This window comes from Oceanobacillus damuensis (assembly GCF_001618145.1).
Taxonomy (GTDB): Bacteria; Bacillota; Bacilli; order Bacillales; family Amphibacillaceae; genus Oceanobacillus; species Oceanobacillus damuensis.
Map to the genome: position 1 here is coordinate 52,357 of NZ_LQNF01000015.1, position 16,251 is coordinate 68,607.

The 16,251-nt window shown below is 36.0% G+C and carries 18 protein-coding genes; 15 read left to right on the forward strand and 3 right to left on the reverse strand.

All coding sequences use genetic code 11. The annotated features are described in order from the left end of the window. The first annotated feature begins 24 nt into the window (after positions 1-24). Positions 25-789, forward strand: a complete 765-nt coding sequence (aroD, locus tag A4245_RS11070; RefSeq protein ID WP_067727920.1) for a type I 3-dehydroquinate dehydratase — start codon at positions 25-27, stop codon at positions 787-789. A 306-nt stretch (positions 790-1,095) separates the two neighbouring features. Then, a complete protein-coding gene (locus A4245_RS11075; RefSeq protein WP_067727812.1) occupies positions 1,096-1,437 on the forward strand; it encodes a DUF3889 domain-containing protein in 342 nt (113 codons plus the stop codon). A 560-nt stretch (positions 1,438-1,997) separates the two neighbouring features. Here A4245_RS11075 and A4245_RS11080 read toward each other — a convergent pair. Next, positions 1,998-2,543 (reverse strand): GNAT family N-acetyltransferase, encoded by a 546-nt coding sequence (locus A4245_RS11080; RefSeq protein ID WP_067727813.1) that lies wholly within the window; start codon positions 2,541-2,543, stop codon positions 1,998-2,000. Positions 2,544-2,835: 292 nt separating this feature from the next. Here A4245_RS11080 and A4245_RS11085 point away from each other — a divergent pair, with 292 nt between their 5' ends. Continuing rightward, positions 2,836-4,008 carry a TraB/GumN family protein gene (locus tag A4245_RS11085; RefSeq protein WP_067727815.1) on the forward strand — a complete coding sequence of 391 codons (1,173 nt, stop codon included), beginning with the start codon at positions 2,836-2,838 and terminating at the stop codon, positions 4,006-4,008. A 22-nt stretch (positions 4,009-4,030) separates the two neighbouring features. On the opposite strand, the gene A4245_RS20110 is transcribed toward A4245_RS11085, so the two are convergent. Next, positions 4,031-4,204, reverse strand: a complete 174-nt coding sequence (locus tag A4245_RS20110; protein ID WP_199860677.1) for a Spo0E family sporulation regulatory protein-aspartic acid phosphatase — start codon at positions 4,202-4,204, stop codon at positions 4,031-4,033. A gap of 204 nt (positions 4,205-4,408) precedes the next feature. Here A4245_RS20110 and A4245_RS11090 point away from each other — a divergent pair, with 204 nt between their 5' ends. From A4245_RS11090 to A4245_RS11105, 4 genes are all read left to right on the forward strand, one after another. Next, positions 4,409-5,629: a hemolysin family protein gene (locus tag A4245_RS11090; protein WP_067727818.1), complete on the forward strand. Its 1,221-nt coding sequence runs from the start codon at positions 4,409-4,411 to the stop codon at positions 5,627-5,629. A 73-nt stretch (positions 5,630-5,702) separates the two neighbouring features. Beyond that, positions 5,703-6,182 (forward strand): 23S rRNA (pseudouridine(1915)-N(3))-methyltransferase RlmH, encoded by a 480-nt coding sequence (gene rlmH, locus A4245_RS11095; protein WP_067727820.1) that lies wholly within the window; start codon positions 5,703-5,705, stop codon positions 6,180-6,182. Positions 6,183-6,395: 213 nt separating this feature from the next. Beyond that, complete coding sequence (locus tag A4245_RS11100) at positions 6,396-6,701, forward strand: hypothetical protein (protein ID WP_157087705.1); 306 nt, start codon at positions 6,396-6,398, stop codon at positions 6,699-6,701. A 118-nt stretch (positions 6,702-6,819) separates the two neighbouring features. Continuing rightward, positions 6,820-8,649, forward strand: a complete 1,830-nt coding sequence (locus tag A4245_RS11105) for a DNA methyltransferase (protein WP_067727825.1) — start codon at positions 6,820-6,822, stop codon at positions 8,647-8,649. A gap of 22 nt (positions 8,650-8,671) precedes the next feature. Here A4245_RS11105 and A4245_RS11110 read toward each other — a convergent pair whose 3' ends face one another. Further along, positions 8,672-10,192: a phospholipase D family protein gene (locus A4245_RS11110; RefSeq protein ID WP_067727827.1), complete on the reverse strand. Its 1,521-nt coding sequence runs from the start codon at positions 10,190-10,192 to the stop codon at positions 8,672-8,674. A 146-nt stretch (positions 10,193-10,338) separates the two neighbouring features. Between A4245_RS11110 and radC the strand changes: the two genes are divergently transcribed. The 8 genes from radC (at position 10,339) to A4245_RS11150 (ending at position 16,104) form a co-directional block, all read left to right on the forward strand. After that, the gene (radC, locus tag A4245_RS11115) at positions 10,339-10,788 is read left to right on the forward strand and encodes a RadC family protein (RefSeq protein ID WP_067727829.1); all 450 of its coding nucleotides are present in this window, start codon (positions 10,339-10,341) and stop codon (positions 10,786-10,788) included. A 14-nt stretch (positions 10,789-10,802) separates the two neighbouring features. Beyond that, a complete protein-coding gene (locus A4245_RS11120; RefSeq protein ID WP_067727830.1) occupies positions 10,803-11,318 on the forward strand; it encodes a DUF1643 domain-containing protein in 516 nt (171 codons plus the stop codon). Between the two features lie 27 nt (positions 11,319-11,345). Then, complete coding sequence (locus A4245_RS11125) at positions 11,346-11,669, forward strand: hypothetical protein (protein WP_067727832.1); 324 nt, start codon at positions 11,346-11,348, stop codon at positions 11,667-11,669. Then, positions 11,653-11,961 carry a DUF960 family protein gene (locus A4245_RS11130; RefSeq protein ID WP_067727836.1) on the forward strand — a complete coding sequence of 103 codons (309 nt, stop codon included), beginning with the start codon at positions 11,653-11,655 and terminating at the stop codon, positions 11,959-11,961. Before A4245_RS11125 ends, A4245_RS11130 begins: the two co-directional genes overlap by 17 nt. A gap of 226 nt (positions 11,962-12,187) precedes the next feature. Next, positions 12,188-13,054 carry a hypothetical protein gene (locus A4245_RS11135; RefSeq protein ID WP_067727837.1) on the forward strand — a complete coding sequence of 289 codons (867 nt, stop codon included), beginning with the start codon at positions 12,188-12,190 and terminating at the stop codon, positions 13,052-13,054. 178 nt (positions 13,055-13,232) lie between these two features. After that, the gene (locus tag A4245_RS11140; RefSeq protein WP_067727839.1) at positions 13,233-13,706 is read left to right on the forward strand and encodes a hypothetical protein; all 474 of its coding nucleotides are present in this window, start codon (positions 13,233-13,235) and stop codon (positions 13,704-13,706) included. Next, positions 13,706-14,347 carry a hypothetical protein gene (locus tag A4245_RS11145; RefSeq protein ID WP_067727841.1) on the forward strand — a complete coding sequence of 214 codons (642 nt, stop codon included), beginning with the start codon at positions 13,706-13,708 and terminating at the stop codon, positions 14,345-14,347. Before A4245_RS11140 ends, A4245_RS11145 begins: the two co-directional genes overlap by 1 nt. A gap of 77 nt (positions 14,348-14,424) precedes the next feature. After that, positions 14,425-16,104 (forward strand): DNA primase family protein, encoded by a 1,680-nt coding sequence (locus tag A4245_RS11150; RefSeq protein WP_067727844.1) that lies wholly within the window; start codon positions 14,425-14,427, stop codon positions 16,102-16,104. Positions 16,105-16,251: the final 147 nt, after the last annotated feature.

The following is a 16,251-nucleotide window of genomic DNA, read 5'->3' on the forward strand; positions in this document are numbered from 1 at the left end:
GTGAAAGCCAGGAGGGAAGCAATGATGAACCGTACAGTAAAAGTAAAAGATGTAGTAATTGGGGAAGGAATACCAAAAATCTGTGTACCAATCGTCGGAAAAACGATTGAACAATTAAAGGACGAAGCAGAGTTCCTCAAATCAATTGAATTTGATGTGCTCGAATGGCGTGTCGATTTTTTTGAACAGGTAGAAGAGCTCGAAAGCGTAAAAAAAGCGCTTTTCGAAATTCGCCAACGATTGCCTGAGACACCGATCATCTTCACCTTTCGCAGTGCCAAGGAAGGTGGGGAAAAGGAAGTCAGCGCCTCCTATTATATCGAATTAAACCGTAATATTGTCCAAACAGGCGACGTTGATATGATTGATGTGGAACTATTTAATGATGAAACAGACATAAAAACATTAGTGGAAGCTGCCCATGCAAATAATGTGTTTGTTATTATTTCCAATCATGATTTTCAAAAGACACCTGCAAAAAACGAAATCGTTTCAAGGCTGCAAAAGGCACAGGAACTCGGCGGAGACCTGCCAAAAATTGCTGTGATGCCAACAAATGCAGCTGATGTCCTGGCTTTATTGGATGCAACCCGAATTATGAAAGAAGAACATGCGGACCGGCCAATCATTACGATGTCCATGTCCGGAAAAGGTGTCATCAGTCGTTTAGCCGGAGAGGTCTTCGGCTCTGCCTTAACCTTTGGAGCTGCCAAAAAAGCCTCTGCACCAGGTCAGGTAGGTGTGGAGGAACTACGAAACACACTTGAATTATTACACAAAAGCCTATAGCTTTCGAAAGTTATCCACGGATTGTTAATAACTTGTTGATATGTTTAGAAAATTAAAACAAGAAATTCAATTTAAAAATCAAAAGCCTAACTATAATCACCTTGGAACTTATCATATTTTGTCGATATTTCCCGGGAAATGGCAGCCCTCCTCTGGTTTACAGGGGAGGGTTTTGTGCTTCAGCCTTTATTAGATTGGGTCTGTAAAGGGTTTAAGCATTGCTTACGATTGTGCAAAAAATCTTGAATCAAAATTTATAATAAAAAATGTTAATTTACGAATCCTATGAAAAAGGAGGAATGACTAATGCGAAATTTACTTCTTGTTATAGTTACGATCTTAATAATAATGGCCCCTTATACTGGACCCATACATCTTCACGAAAATGCAAGCGCACAGGAGGAAGGAATTCCCTCCTATGCAAAATGGGGGCGGCTTGCAGTAATGGAAACCGAGAAAAGATACCCCGGTGCAAATATAGTTGATTATTTGCATATTGGCAAAGAAGAATTGGAAGAAAGCACAGTAGAAAAATTTAAGTTGTGGCTTAATGCGGGTGAAAAAGAGTTTGGAGTTCTTATTAATATCGAATTCAAAACGGAAACTGATGAAGTAATTAGAATTACATTTGAGGAAACGGATCGATAGGGATGGGATGTTTATAAATGTGCTATGTACCTGTAAACTTGGGGTAGGGTCAAGTTGTGCGGTTGGGAGAGAAGGAGTTTTAGTCGGTAGAGGCTGCGGGTAACTCGGGAGGGACCAAGTTGGTAGAGCCAGCACGTAACTCGGGCGATAACATGTTCAAGTCGGTAGAGCGACCGCACACTCGGGAGAGAGCGAGCTCAAGCCGGTAGAGTCAGCACGTAACTCGGGAGAGAACGAGTCCAAGCCGGTAGAGTCAGCACATAACTCGGGAGAGAGCGATCCCAAGCCGGTAGAGCCACCGCCTAACTCGGGAGAGAGCGATCCCAATCCGGTAGAACCACCGCACCACTCGGGAGAGAACAAGTCCCAGTCGGTAGAACCAGCACATAACCTGGGAGATACCAAGCTCCGTTCGGTACAGCAAAAATCAGTCCGAATGAGCCGCTGCAACCCAACAGAGCCCCCACAGAAAATCCCGACTTCCATCTAGGATCCAGACACCAATGAACAACTAATCAGAGCTTAATAAAACCATCCTCTTTAAACAGCCACTCACTAGACTAAAACCTATACCACTCACTGGCCAACATGCCGTAGATGACGTGGTCCACATAATGGTCATAGAGCCATTCGGCATGCCTGATTTTCCCTTCCTCTGTGAATCCTAATCTTTCGGCAATTGCACGGCTCTTTTTGTTTTCATATGCAGCTCGTATATCAACTCGGTTAAGTTCCAGGGTACTGAAGGCATAGTCTGTCAATGCCCGGGCTGCACTTGTCACGATGCCGTGCCCTTGATAATCGGGAGAAAGCCAGTATCCGATATAGCCGATCCTGTTAGCCCAGTCTATACTGTTAAAGCTGATAAGTCCGACCAGTTTTCCTTTGAAATAAATCCCTGCAGTAAGTGCTCTCTTGGATTCAGCGCTTTTTAACGTTTGATCAATAAAAGCCAGGGTGTCTTCAGGCTTTCGAGTTGAATCTACCCATGGAAGCCATTCGCGAAGGTATTCCCTTGCATAATCCGTTAATTGAAATAAATCATTTGCATCCTGTAATTTCAGCTGCCTCAATACAATATTTTCATCAACTTCAAAAATAAACATATCCTCACCCGCTTCAAGGTCATTTTATATTCTAAAAGTAATCATATCACATAAACATAAAAATATTTTGTCTTTATTTCACCTTTATTGACAGCTGTTTTCGACGGTATGTGAGAAGGGAATAATAGAATACGCTTCTATAAACGCGGGAAGTAAATTTTAGGTCGCAGCATTTTTTGGAAAATTAATATCAATTTTGCACCATAATGGTTTATTATGGAGTTATGTTTGTATTAAAATGTAACTATTAAATTGATTGCAGTAGTTGAATGCATAAAAGGAAGGTTCATATATGACCGAAGAGAATATTACCAGATTACATATAAATGATAAGGAATATATCCTTATTGGAACAGCCCATGTTTCGAAGGACAGTGCAGAACAGGTGAAAGCGGTAATCGAAGCAGAAAAGCCTGATTCTGTTTGTATTGAGCTTGATGAGCAAAGGTATCAATCCGTAACGGAAGGCAATAAATGGAAGGATACGGATATCTTTGAGGTGATTAAAAATAAAAAAGCATCCCTTTTATTAATGAACCTGGCAATATCATCCTTTCAAAAAAGAATGGCCAAACAGTTCGGCATCAGCCCTGGCCAGGAAATGATCCAGGGAATCGAGTCGGCAAAGGAGCATGGTGCAGAGCTTGTACTGGCTGACAGGGATATTCAAATTACTTTCTCACGTATTTGGGGAAATATTGGCCTAAAGGGTAAGGCACTGCTTCTCATGCAAGTAGTTGGCAGTATTTTCAGCAATGAGAAGATTTCTGAAGAAGAACTGGAGAAAATGAAACAGCAGGATACAATCAATGCGATGCTGCAGGAATTTACGGAGCATTTTCCCAAGTTGAAGACTCCGCTGATTGATGAAAGGGATCAGTATTTATCGCAGAAAATAAAAGATGCTCCAGGAGAGAAGGTTGTGGCTGTACTGGGAGCGGCCCATGTCCCTGGAATAACGAAGGAAATCCATAAGGAACATGATTTAAAGCGCCTTTCAAAACGACCTGCGAAATCGAAGAAACCGAAAATAATTGGCTGGGCGATTCCTTTAGTTATTGTGGCGATCATTGCCTATACATTTTATATGAACCCCTCTGCAGGTCTTCAACAGACAATCAGCTGGGTAATCTGGAATGGGTCGCTCGCTGCGATCGGGGCAATAATCGCGCTCGCACATCCACTTGCGATCCTGACAGCTTTTGTCGTAGCACCAATTACGTCGTTGAACCCATTACTTGCTGCAGGCTGGTTTGCGGGTTTTGTCCAGGCATATGTGAAAAAACCAAATGTTGGTGACTTTGAAAGCTTATCCGGTGACGTGCATACGGTAAAAGGTTTTTGGAAAAACAAGGTCACGCAGATATTGCTCGTCGTCGTTTTTGCCAATTTAGGCAGCTCAGCGGGAACATTAATCGGTGGTGTTGATGTCATCCGGGTATTTATTGAGAATCTAACATCCTAATGAAATAAGAAAAACACTTTCATCAGTGAAAGTGTTTTTCTTTTGCCTGCTCGAGATTTTCAAGTTTGTTCTTTGCGGAATCCAATTCACGAGATATTTTGATAATCTTATCGTAATTCAGTTTGCTTTCAGAAGCGTCATATAATCTGGATTGTAGCTGTTCGACCTGCATCTCGAGTTCTTCCTTTGTGTTCACGTCTAAGCACCTGCTTTCAATGGTACTTGTATATAGCCGCTTTTTGAGAATGTAAAACATCGTATACAATAGATTCATAATGGGTATAAGGATAAGATAAAAAACAGCTTTTATCGTTGCATAATACTTTTTTCTTTAGATGAAATAGGCTATGATTAACCTAATTACCTATTTTTCTTGTCCATATTGAGGAGGAATATACTGATGATCATTGCGATCATTGTATTATTATTTGTTTCATTTTTCTTTTCCGGAAGTGAAACAGCATTAACTGCAACAAATAGAGTTCGACTACAGTCAAAGGCAAACAATAATGATGTGAGGGCAGGCAAGATTCTGGACCTGGTTTCCAAGCCGGGTGAGTTTATCACTGCAATATTGATTGGAAACAATATTTCAAACATATTGCTGCCAACTCTTGTGACCATGCTGGCAATTGACTATGGATGGAATGTAGCCGTTGCTTCAGCAATTTTAACGATTGCAATTATTATCTTTTCGGAGGTAATCCCCAAATCGGTGGCAGCGACGTTCCCTGACCGGATTGCCTATATCGTTTACCCGATGATCAAGTTTGTGGTAGTTATATTAAAACCTGTTACCATCTTGCTGAATGGCCTTACAGGATTAATTACGAGAGCACTCTCCAAGGGACAGCCAAATGATGTATCCATTTCCAAGGAAGAATTGATGGCAATTGTCGATATTGCCGATTCGGAAGGGACATTTAGGGAAGAAGAATCCAACCGTATTAAAGGGGTTCTCGATTTTTATAATATGAATGTAAAAGATGTACTGAAAACACCACGGGTTGAGATTGTCTCAATGCCAAGCACAGCGACGTATGAAGAAGTAAGAGACACGGTTCTGCAAAACCCGTTTACAAGGTATCCCATTTACGAGGACGATATCGATAATATTGTAGGTGTCTTTCATTCTAAATATTTGATTGCGTGGACAATTGAAACAGGAAGATCCCTGAAGTACTATAGTGACACAGAGCCGCTGACAGTATATGAATTCCATTCCATTGAATATGTTTTCCGCAAAATGACGAAAGAGAAAAAACATATGGCAATTGTTTTGGATGAGTATGGCGGCACAGAGGGTATTCTGACCCATGAAGATATAATTGAGGCGATGATTGGGCTGGAAATAGAAGATGAGATGGACGTTGAAAGTGATTCCCTCGTCGAAAAGCTGACAGAAACTGAAATTATCTGTGACGGTAAAATAACCTTGCATCGACTGAACGCCGTCTTTGACACGGATATCCCTGAGGAAGAGGATGTTCTGGCAGGATATCTGCTGAAGGAATTTAATGAGTTCCCTAAAGAGGAAGATGTTATCGAACGGGAAAACCTTACCTTCAGGATTCTCGAGGTCGATGGCCGGTCGATTAAACAAGTACAAATAATTAAATAACAATAGAAGATAATAAAAATCCCATTTGTCTCCCGATAGATGGGATTTTTGTTAAACGGAGGATCGTGAAGAAATGAAAATTACCATTGTGTCAGTTGGGAAACTAAAGGAAAAATACTTAAAGCAGGGCATTCAGGAATATATGAAGCGGCTCGGAGCCTATGCAAAGGTCGATATCATTGAGGTAGCAGATGAAAAAGCACCGGAAAATATGAGTGAAGCGGATATGCAGGAAGTAAAGCGGAAAGAAGGAGACAAGATTCTCTCCCATATCAGTAACGATACATATGTCATCACTCTCGAGATTAATGGCAAAATGCTGAGCTCCGAGCAGCTCGCCGCTAAGATGGATGAGCTTGCCACTTACGGGAAGAGCAAGCTTGCCTTTGTGATTGGCGGTTCGCTCGGTATTAGTGAATCAGTGCAAAAACGGAGTGACTTTGCGCTGTCCTTCTCCAAGATGACTTTTCCTCATCAGGTGATGCGATTGATTTTGTTGGAACAGGTTTACCGGGGGTTTCGGATTAATCGGGGGGAACCGTACCATAAGTAAATGAGGTTTTTAGAAGAGTGGTATTGGGACTGCTCTTTTTTTATTAGCTAAATTTTCGTCCTTCAATCATATAGGAACAAATGTTTTTATTTTTATTGACTATTGATAACACTTGTATTAAACTTATAATAACATCAATAAAATTTAATGAAAGTTTTAATGTACTAGTTAGGAGGGGACACTATTTATAAGTACACTGATGCAGAGTTTATGATGGAGGTCAATGATAAGATAGGTAATGTAAGGTTATTTAAGAAACATCTAAGAAGATTAGGGTTGATTGGAAATAGGCAGCAATTCTCACATGAACACATAGAAATGTTCCAATCAGTTAAAGAATATAAAATAAAAAACCATACTACATGGGATTTAGCTTTTAAAAGAGGTTTGTGCACCGAGGAATTAGAAAATATTGATATTCCATTGAGGACTGTAATCTCTGAAGTTGGACAAAGTAATAATGAGGAAATTCTTATTGAAATCTTAAAAACGTTAAAGAGCATTGAAGCAAAACTTTAAATGCCATTACTATATAGTTATTGGAAACTAATATGCAAAGGGTAGATAAAGTGTTAGACTATAAGTTTAAAGACATATATAGGAGTAACAATCTAATCCTTTTAACAGGAGGAAAGTAATGACAACAAATATGAAAGAAAAATTGGAGAATCGTTATAAAGAACTAAAAAATATAGATAATAAAAGTTGTAACAATTTTAATATAAATGACTTTAATAATTTAAATGACAAAGATAGATTAAGTAATCCCATATTTAAAGCATACGGCTATCCAAGTAAAATATTTTATCCTAATATACAAAAATTTATTAGAGCATATACAAAAGAAGGGGCTGTTGTATTAGATTCTTTTTGTGGAAGTGGGACTACAGGAATTGCTGCTTTGATAGAAAACAGAAAAGCAATTTTATTTGATAATAGTCCTAATGCCATTCATATTACAAAAAATACATTTGCGGAAATTGATTTTAATAAAGTCGAAAAAACTTATAAAGGTCTGAAAAAAGACTTGGAAGAGATAATTAACAGACTCTATTCAACAGAAACATCTGATGGACTGGATGGTGTTGCAGAATCAATAATAACTAGTAACATTTACTCGTGTCGTAAATGTGATAATGAAATTAAACTTCATAATTCTTCAACAGGTAAACGTTCTGAGTACAAGTGTTTAAATTGTGGAGAGGTAATTAATATTAGTAAGGCAGAAGATAAAAATCGTATTCTTGCAAGGAGAGTACCTGTTGAAGTAAATATAAGGATAATTAATGGTAAAGTAGGGAGAAAAACAGAAAAAAGAGAAGTAACAAAAGAAGATGTTATTAAGTGGAATAAAATACTGGAAGAGTATAAGCTGAAAAGTGAGCATTTATGGGCACCTACGGAAAAAGTTGTCTACAATAGAAGTTACCCGAGAACTGGAGGTTGGCCTGGTTTTCCAATAGACTCAAAAGTAAGTGACTTATTTCCAGAGAGAAATTTAATTGCCCTAAAGATATTATACAACTATATAAATGAAAAAATTTCTGATGTTGATACTAGAGACTTTTTTATTTTTGTGTTTACCGAGTCTCTTTTTAGGTCTAGTAAGCGATTATTTACAACCTCAGGTATTAAGACAGTATATCATGTACCACCAGTTGGAAAAGAGCAAAATGTACTTTCAGTGTTTGATAGGAAATATAAAACAATAATTAAGGCTAAGAAATATATATATAGTAATTTAGTGGATGCAGTAAGCGTAAACCAAAATCTATTAGTTGAGAAACAAAATGCTAAAGATATTCCTCTGGAGGATAATTCAATTGATTATGCTTTTATTGACCCGCCTTATGGTGGAGTAGTGCCTTATGCTGAATTAAATTTATTCTATAGTGCATGGCTTAAAGAAGAAGAAGACCTTGATAATGAAGTTATTATACCAATGGATTATGATAAGAAATTAGAATTTGTTCACGATTGGGGAAGACAAATAGAAGCTGCCTTTAGTGAAGTTTATAGAGTATTAAAGCCAGGGGCTTATTTTACAATTGTCTTTCAAAGTAAGTTTAGTGAAATTTGGAATGAACTAAGGGACTTAATGGTTAATCGAATTGGTTTCCAATTTGAAAAAATTGTATCAAATGAACGTTCTACTACCTTCCACACAAATCATTTGAATGACACTAATCCCCAAAGTGCATTTATCACTTATAGAAAACCATTGTTTGAAGAAACCAGTGTTTCAGTAGAAACTACTTCTTCCACTGAGGTATCTAGTGTATTCCGGCATATATCAAATGAGTATTTCATAGAAAAGCGTTCCTTTAGGGAAGTTCAATCATTTATAATAAATTTAGTACATGAATTAGGACTGGAAAGAATACCCTCTGATGCGGAAATTAAACAGTGGTTAAATGAATTTTGCAATGTTAATAACAATTATTATCAGTTGAAAAAAAGCAAGTAGACAATTATCTACTTGTTTTTTTTTATAACCTTGTGAGCGTAGCAGTATTTTCTTGGTTTATATCAACGATTGAAAATCCTCTCAATAGGGATAATAAAAATGGAACTCTGTGTTCTAAACTGCTTTGAGAAGGGGTTGTTAATTCTAATAGGTCTAGATATTCTATAACCGGTTCATAGCTCCAGAAATCCTCATACAAAGCTGAAATAGGAATTTCATTTGTGTGATATTGATTAATAAAATCTACGAGAATATTGAAGATAGATAGGTTAGCAAATAAACTATATAGAATTTCTTTAGCATTATTATCTAACCCCTTAATAAAATCAATATAGTACTCAACACGATTATGTTCCATTTTCCAACTAGTAGGAGAATCAGTTGCAAAATTGTAAAACGTTTCATCTGTCACAATTTCATTTAGTAAATGATATAAAACGTCCCCATTATCAGTTAACTTAAGTGAAAAAAGTGGATTATTTAGATTCTGAGGAAGACGATAATCTTCAAGGAACATTAATTCCATACAAGCAGCTACTTTATAATTTGTTTGACGTACGGAAGTTCCGTATTCCCCAGTGGTTGATTGATTATATAAACTTAGTCTATAATCTAAGGAACCATCCCCAATAGATTTAATAATATAAAATATATGTCCTAAATGAACACCTTGGGGTATATTATAATAACTTTTGGTAATCCCATTTATGGTACCAACAAAGTCACTGTATGAGCCATATACGGTTTGATAAGTATCGAGATTAATTGTAAGATTTCCTTCTTCACTAGTTTGTTGAAATAAACCTGGTACTGCCCCCTCTACATTACCTGATGGAATAACTCTTTCGCCCATTGGGAGCTCTTCAAATGTGTCAGTAGTTTCATTATGCTCTTGTTCAACAGGAGGTGGTGAAACAGTCATACTACCAAAAATCCTTCTACTGTTCTGTCTATTACTAATCGTACTTCTCAATCCCCTTGTAAGCTCATCTTCTGATTTTATATATCCTTCAAATTCCAGTGTTTCAATTAATTCTAAATCTACCTTCTTACATAGGTCGTTAGATGTTTCACTATATGATGTAAAGGTTTCTTGAAGGTATTTATTATTAGCATTATCTTGTTCTAAATTTAAATCTAGCTGGCTGTAGGTGCATATCTCATTATTTGTATATAATCCTCCAGCTGTAAGATTATTAGAACCTGTAAATACATGAGTTAAACTTTCTTCATTTAGTATATAAAGCTTTGGATGGTATGTTTGGTCGGCTTTCTCATTATGATATATAAATAATTCATCACAAATGTTGTATAACATAATAAGAGCATCTTTTGAAGTGTTTGACTGGTCAATACCGACTACTATATTTATCGTACCGCCACGCGCTTTAAATGATTGTAGATTTCCTAATAGTCTAATTACACCACTTTTTTTTGCGTATGCTACTAAAATTGAAAGGTTAGTAATCTCTTCTTTTTGTAATAAAGTTTCTAAGTGTGCACCCAGTGAGCCGTAATTGGGCTGATTAATAAATGTTAGCAATTTTTTATTCCTCCTCTTCAAAAAGTTAATAGATACTACACTAAACAAATATAGCATATTATATAGTTCTTTTGATTTAAATAAAGCTGAATTAAATGCCAATTGGAATATATATTATTATTTTAGAAACATAAGGAGGTAAAAATATGAATAAATCAGCAAAAAGAGTAGACGTTGTATCAGTTAAATTAGTAAAGGAATCTAGCTTGCTTTATAAAGAACGTTCAGTTAAGTCACCAGAAGATGGTTATAAACTAATGAAGCTATTTCTTGCCGATAAAGACCGTGAGCATTTCATTGTAGCTTCACTTGATATTAAGAACCAACCAGTATCGATTAATGTATGTCACATTGGTAGTTTAAACGCTAGTATAGTACATCCTAGAGAGGTGATGAAGTCAGCAATTCTTTCTAATGCCGCATCAATAATAGTAGGACATAATCATCCATCAGGGTTGCCAGAACCAAGTAAAGAAGATATTGGGGTTACAAGGAGATTAGCAGAAGCAGGAAAAATAATAGGTATAGATGTTCTTGACCACATCATCGTGGGCGATGAATCATTCATTTCATTGAAAGAAAAAAGCTATATCTGAAAGGAGTAAAAGCAGTGAAAACAACAAATAGCATTATAAAAACAGAAGTCACTTATGATGACGAAATGAAAAACAAGTATCTTGTTAGAAAAGAGTGGGACAAGAACAAGAAAAAGGCACTTGTTATCATGAAAAATGCAGGTCAAGCGGATGAAATCGTGCAAGACCAAACAACGATGTATGTCATTAATAACCTTTCCAAATTGGAATACGGTGTTGTAGATATTGTGAATTTATTTCCATCTATCGAAGGAAATGAAACGAGAGAGACTGCTATTGAAAATTTGAAGTGCATTCAAGAAGCTATCACAAGAGTAGATGATGTCATTATAGCGGTCGGAAAAGGAGCAAGAACAAATAAGAAGGCTGTTGAACGATTAAACATGATTTTAGCCATATTGATAGACAAGAAGGCTAACATTCTTCAAATAGAAACGAATTTTGGTCGGAAAGGTTTCCATCCTCTCTACCATGCGCTTAAACATCAGTGGAAATTAGTACCGTATGACGATAGCCAAAAGGTGAGCTAATAATATTTTATATGGAAGGAGAAAGCTATGTTTGGTATAAAGCAATTGATAGATTTTATGAAAAAGGAATTCGGTGTAGTAGTTGAATTGAATGAGGTGGGAGAGGAAACGGTACTTCTATATCATGAGGAACTAGATAAGAAACTTATTTCAGATGATGTATTGAAAATATTACCGAATCCAGTTTCATTTCACACATATATATACAATGAAGAGTCAGAGTGGATTATTGGGATTGCCTTAGAAGCAAAAACCAATAATCCACTCTTTTTGGTTTGTCTGAAAGATGGGTTAAGGGTGTATGCAAAATTGCTAAATGAGCTGAGGAATAAAAATGATAGAACAACGTAAGTCTCGGTATGTGACGAGAGCGATTAATGATGAATTAAATATAGAAATACAAGCCCTTCTGTGGGGATTATGGGATTCAATTGCAGTTAATAGGAAAGATAAAATGGATTACTTACAGGTTTTTGAGATTGTTACTGATGGAAAAAAGTTAAAGGTAATGAATCGCCAGGAACAGCCAGCCATGAGCGAAGAGTTGGTAATAGAACAATGTTCAATGGAAATTAGTAATATTATTGTTTGGATTATCGATGAACTAAATAAGCAGACTATGTTACTGCCATCGGATTACTAGTGCGATGTATTGAATTTAAAGTGGATTATTAATTTGGATGGGATAACTAATAATCCACTTTTTTTAGGGGGATGGGGAGCAAGTAAAAAGTAAATCCCAGCATTGTTGCTTAAGCTGTTTAGTAATAGAATGAAAAATGGTAGTAAGTTAATCAAGAAAAGTATCTCGTGTGTAATTTTTTTTGATTGACTTCCCCCCTATCCCCCTAAGACTGGAGTGTAAGATAATGGACTTAAAAGAAACTGTTACTATGTACCAAGTATCAAAAGAACTTGCACTGGAAAGTAATTATGACTTTGTAAAAAAAGAAGATGATGGAAATATAAAAATAGTGGAGGAAAAAAGAAATACCTTTGATAATTATAAGAAAGAACAGGTAAAAAAATTAACTGACCTTCTCAGGGTAAAAGGAATAGAAAAAAGTGCAATAAAGAATGGACGGGACTTTGCAATACCAATTGAATCAAAGGAATACATAAAATATTTACTTCTAAATTATACCTCAAAATCGGTGAAAGCAATCAGGAAACACGGGCTCGAAAGTTTGTCATATTCTCAATGGAGCGAGTTAGTAAATGGTCTAGTTGAATATAGCACTAAGGATATTGAGGATATAAATCAAAAAGAGGAAAAAAGGTGTGAGATTTTGGCTCAGCATCAATATTTTTCTATTGAGAGGCATAACCGTTTGATTGATAAATTCAGCAGGTTGTTAAAGGAAGCAGAACTACGATATGGAGAATTTGAAAATTTAGGCAGTGAAAATAGTGATTTGCCGAAAAGAGAAACAACTGAAGTAAAGAACCTTAGTGATGAATCAATTGATTTACATGTGGATGGTTACAACGCTAGATTACTTAGCGAAAATGATGTAATTGAATTATACGACTACTTAGAGAAAAGTATTTACCAATGCTTTATGAAATTCGGAGAAGTTGCGGATATTTTTAGCGAAATTCGTCACGAAGAGATTGAAAATAAAGTTATTCAGGCTATTGATGATAATATAAATCCTGATGAAATAACTTATGATGATAGTAGGTCAGTTATGGAAGAGACATTAAAGGAGTTCCATATAAAACGCAATAAATAAAAAACTACCAACCACTTGGTAGTTTTTTGCTTTTTCATTAATAGTTAGGGGGGAAAAAACAAAGTTTTTCCCCTACTAATTGTTCTTGTTCTTCCTTGTTACACTTAATTCATCAAGTAAATACAAGTAGTTGTTGATAAGGTATTTACAAAATTTAAATTAATGGAGGTAACTCAAAATGATGGTAGATGAACAAGCACAGAAATATTACAAAGGAAAATTGACATTTATTAATAATGTTAAAGTACAAAGTAAACCAGTAAATATTTTGAAAAAAGAACAAAGATTAATGGAAAGACACCCTTTTGGAGATGAACTAGCTAATGAAGATGGCGAGAATGATTTTGCTGTACTAGATGATGTTAATACATTAAAAAATGTAATGGTCTTTGCGGAAATTAACCGCTACAGAGAAACACTCTTGTCAGATATGCAAGACGGAGAAAGAAGCAAAGTCATTAGTCTTATTATTGACAACTTAAATAGGTTTCACGTAAAACCTGTTGCTTATGAAGTAAAAGCTGACTCCATTGTAGTTGCATGGTATCCCAATACAGTAATAAATACTTTCAGATTTTCTGAGTCTATTTTGGCTTTAGAAGACTATGAAGAGAGAGAAAACAGCAATGAAGAATTGGAGGTAGTGGAATAGTGGCACTTAAAAAAGTGAGACGTCCAGTATTGCATGGCGAAAAGGAATATTTAGAGAAGAAAGGATGGAACAACGTGATGGATGCTAGAAATGAACTTGAAGAAACTACCAATGATTTACAAAACGAATGGAATAGTCCAATTTTGCAAAATCAGTCCAATGTTCATAACACTGATTTAGAAATTGACGCTGATACTATTGATGAAGATGAGGCAGAATTTGAACCAAAAAAAGCTTTAGGAGAATCTGCGCTAAACCGTACTATTTCCTTTCTGGAAGATAGTGTGAGGTTGCCAAGGAAACCAAAAGTTGAACAAGGTAATTATTCCTTCCGTATTGACAACATAACCAGTAAAGAAAACATAGTAGGGAAATTTGGAGCATATGACCAGTTTTTGATTGCCTTTTCCCTCTACAAAATCGGTATAGATGTACCAATACAAATCACTATTCCTTATATCATATCATCGAAGCCTGAGTCACCTCTTATGTTGTTCCTTGCCAGCTTCAAATCAATATTTAATGGGCAGAACATAACTATCACACAATTAGTAGGATTACAGGGTACTTGTGTGGTTAGTCATTATGAGACAGCTTTAGGTGATATTTATGAAAGGTTGCTAGTTAAAAACGTAGAATGACCTAACAAATAAGCATTTTGAGAGAAGTGACAGGGCGATTTTTTACCTTGTGCTTCTCTCAAGTAAGGAGAATTGTTATGCATAATGAAAGCCATTTAAATGAATATGTATCATCTTATCCTATTAAAAAAGTAAGATTACTAGAATCAAGCGAAACCATAAGGTCAAAAATGCAATCCATTGATGTTAAAGAAAATCTTTCTTTAATCGTTACAGCAATTAAAATTGTTGCGTTTGAAGAAGGAGCTGCTTTTTTCTCTGCTTTAATGTATCACATATATGAGACATCGAAACAAGCTGCTATTGAGCTATATAATAACGCCGAATTAGTGCCAGAATCTCTTGTTCCAACAGGGTTACTTGATGAATTGAAACTAATTCTAACGGTTGGTAAAGCAGAAGAACGAGGGTTTTTCTATGATGAAAGGAAAAACAGCTATACATTTAATGCTAATGCTTTTGCAAAGCATTTTATTAAAAGATGTAGTGTTCGCTCGACAAAGGACGGGCGACTATTCCTTTACCATAGGAAAGGTATTTTCGAGGAATTGTCTGAGGTTGAATTAGGTAAAGTTATTCGAACCTTGATGCACGAAGGGCGTTGGAATAGTTGGAATAGTAAGTCTGAAACAGAAGTAGTAAAAGCATTATTGCGAGAATCAAACACGGTTGGTGAAATGAATTCTAATCGAAACTTTATCAATTTAAGAAATGGGATGTTGAGTTTGGATAACTTTGAGTTATTTCCTCATCATCCAAGTTATTTATCAACTGTACAATTGCCTATTAATTATGACTCGAACGCTGTTGCTTCATCTTTTATGCGATTTCTAAAAGAAATTACATTGGATGATGAAGAGCTCATTCGGGTTCATCAGGAAATTTTGGGCTATCTCTTATCCGCTGAAACAAAAGCGGAAAAAGCATTCTTTTTTTACGGTAGCGGTGCAAACGGCAAGAGTGTTCTTGCTTCCATCATAACTCAATTGGTGGGAAAAGAGAATGTAAGTAGCATACCGTTGGCTGAATTTAGTCAGCAATTTGGTCTTGAGGGTTTAGTCAATAAAACCGTAAATATTGCCGCTGAAAATGAAATGGGCGGTAAATCGTTAAAGACGGAAAACTTTAAAGCAATTGTTAGTGGTGACACGGTAACTATTAATATCAAATACCGCCCAGCCATAACCTATAAACCGTATTGCAAACTCGTTTTTGTCGTAAATAATTTACCAGATTCAATGGATGTGACTAATGGCTATTTTAGGAAGCTTATGCTTATACCGTTTAGTCGCACGTTTAAGCCAACTGAAAGAAATGTAAATTTAACGCAAGAGCTATTAGCAGAACTCCCTGGAATATTAAATTGGGCTATTGAAGGTCTGAAACGATTAAGGGAGAATAACTATCAATTTAGCGAATGTAAGGTAATTGAAGAATGTCATCGCACTTATTATGTAGAGCAAAACCCTGTTATGGAATTTTTCAACGAGCATGTTGTTTTAATAGAAGGGGTTCGAACAAGGCAGTCTGATTTTCATGAAAAATATCTAAGGTGGTTAACTATGCAAGGAATTGACGACAAAGGGACAAAATCCAAACAAAATTTTTGGAGATATTTCAAGATTGTCCTTGAAAATGAAGGTATTCCAATTGTGAAAAAGAAGGTCAGAGGGACAATTTACTTTGATGGATTGGAAATCGTTGGACTAGATAATCTCCAAGTACCAGTACTAAATGGGGAAATAATTCAGTTTTAGGGGGGGAGGGGGAATGCAAAAACTAAAAATGGGTGGAAATGTAATTACAGAAAACCAATCAAACAAAAGTTTCCATTTTACTCGCCACCCCTCCCCCTAACCTAAAATCAAAATAAAATATATATTATAAATCAGATGAGAGGGAAA

Bases quoted from the DNA above. Each gene is read 5' to 3' on its own strand.
- aroD (WP_067727920.1), top strand. From the start codon at position 25: ATGAACCGTACAGTAAAAGTAAAAGATGTAGTAATTGGGGAAGGAATA.
- A4245_RS11075 (WP_067727812.1), top strand. From the start codon at position 1,096: ATGCGAAATTTACTTCTTGTTATAGTTACGATCTTAATAATAATGGCC.
- A4245_RS11080 (WP_067727813.1), bottom strand. From the start codon at position 2,543: ATGTTTATTTTTGAAGTTGATGAAAATATTGTATTGAGGCAGCTGAAA.
- A4245_RS11085 (WP_067727815.1), top strand. From the start codon at position 2,836: ATGACCGAAGAGAATATTACCAGATTACATATAAATGATAAGGAATAT.
- A4245_RS11090 (WP_067727818.1), top strand. From the start codon at position 4,409: ATGATCATTGCGATCATTGTATTATTATTTGTTTCATTTTTCTTTTCC.
- rlmH (WP_067727820.1), top strand. From the start codon at position 5,703: ATGAAAATTACCATTGTGTCAGTTGGGAAACTAAAGGAAAAATACTTA.
- A4245_RS11100 (WP_157087705.1), top strand. From the start codon at position 6,396: ATGGAGGTCAATGATAAGATAGGTAATGTAAGGTTATTTAAGAAACAT.
- A4245_RS11105 (WP_067727825.1), top strand. From the start codon at position 6,820: ATGACAACAAATATGAAAGAAAAATTGGAGAATCGTTATAAAGAACTA.
- radC (WP_067727829.1), top strand. From the start codon at position 10,339: ATGAATAAATCAGCAAAAAGAGTAGACGTTGTATCAGTTAAATTAGTA.
- A4245_RS11125 (WP_067727832.1), top strand. From the start codon at position 11,346: ATGTTTGGTATAAAGCAATTGATAGATTTTATGAAAAAGGAATTCGGT.
- A4245_RS11130 (WP_067727836.1), top strand. From the start codon at position 11,653: ATGATAGAACAACGTAAGTCTCGGTATGTGACGAGAGCGATTAATGAT.
- A4245_RS11135 (WP_067727837.1), top strand. From the start codon at position 12,188: ATGGACTTAAAAGAAACTGTTACTATGTACCAAGTATCAAAAGAACTT.
- A4245_RS11140 (WP_067727839.1), top strand. From the start codon at position 13,233: ATGATGGTAGATGAACAAGCACAGAAATATTACAAAGGAAAATTGACA.
- A4245_RS11150 (WP_067727844.1), top strand. From the start codon at position 14,425: ATGCATAATGAAAGCCATTTAAATGAATATGTATCATCTTATCCTATT.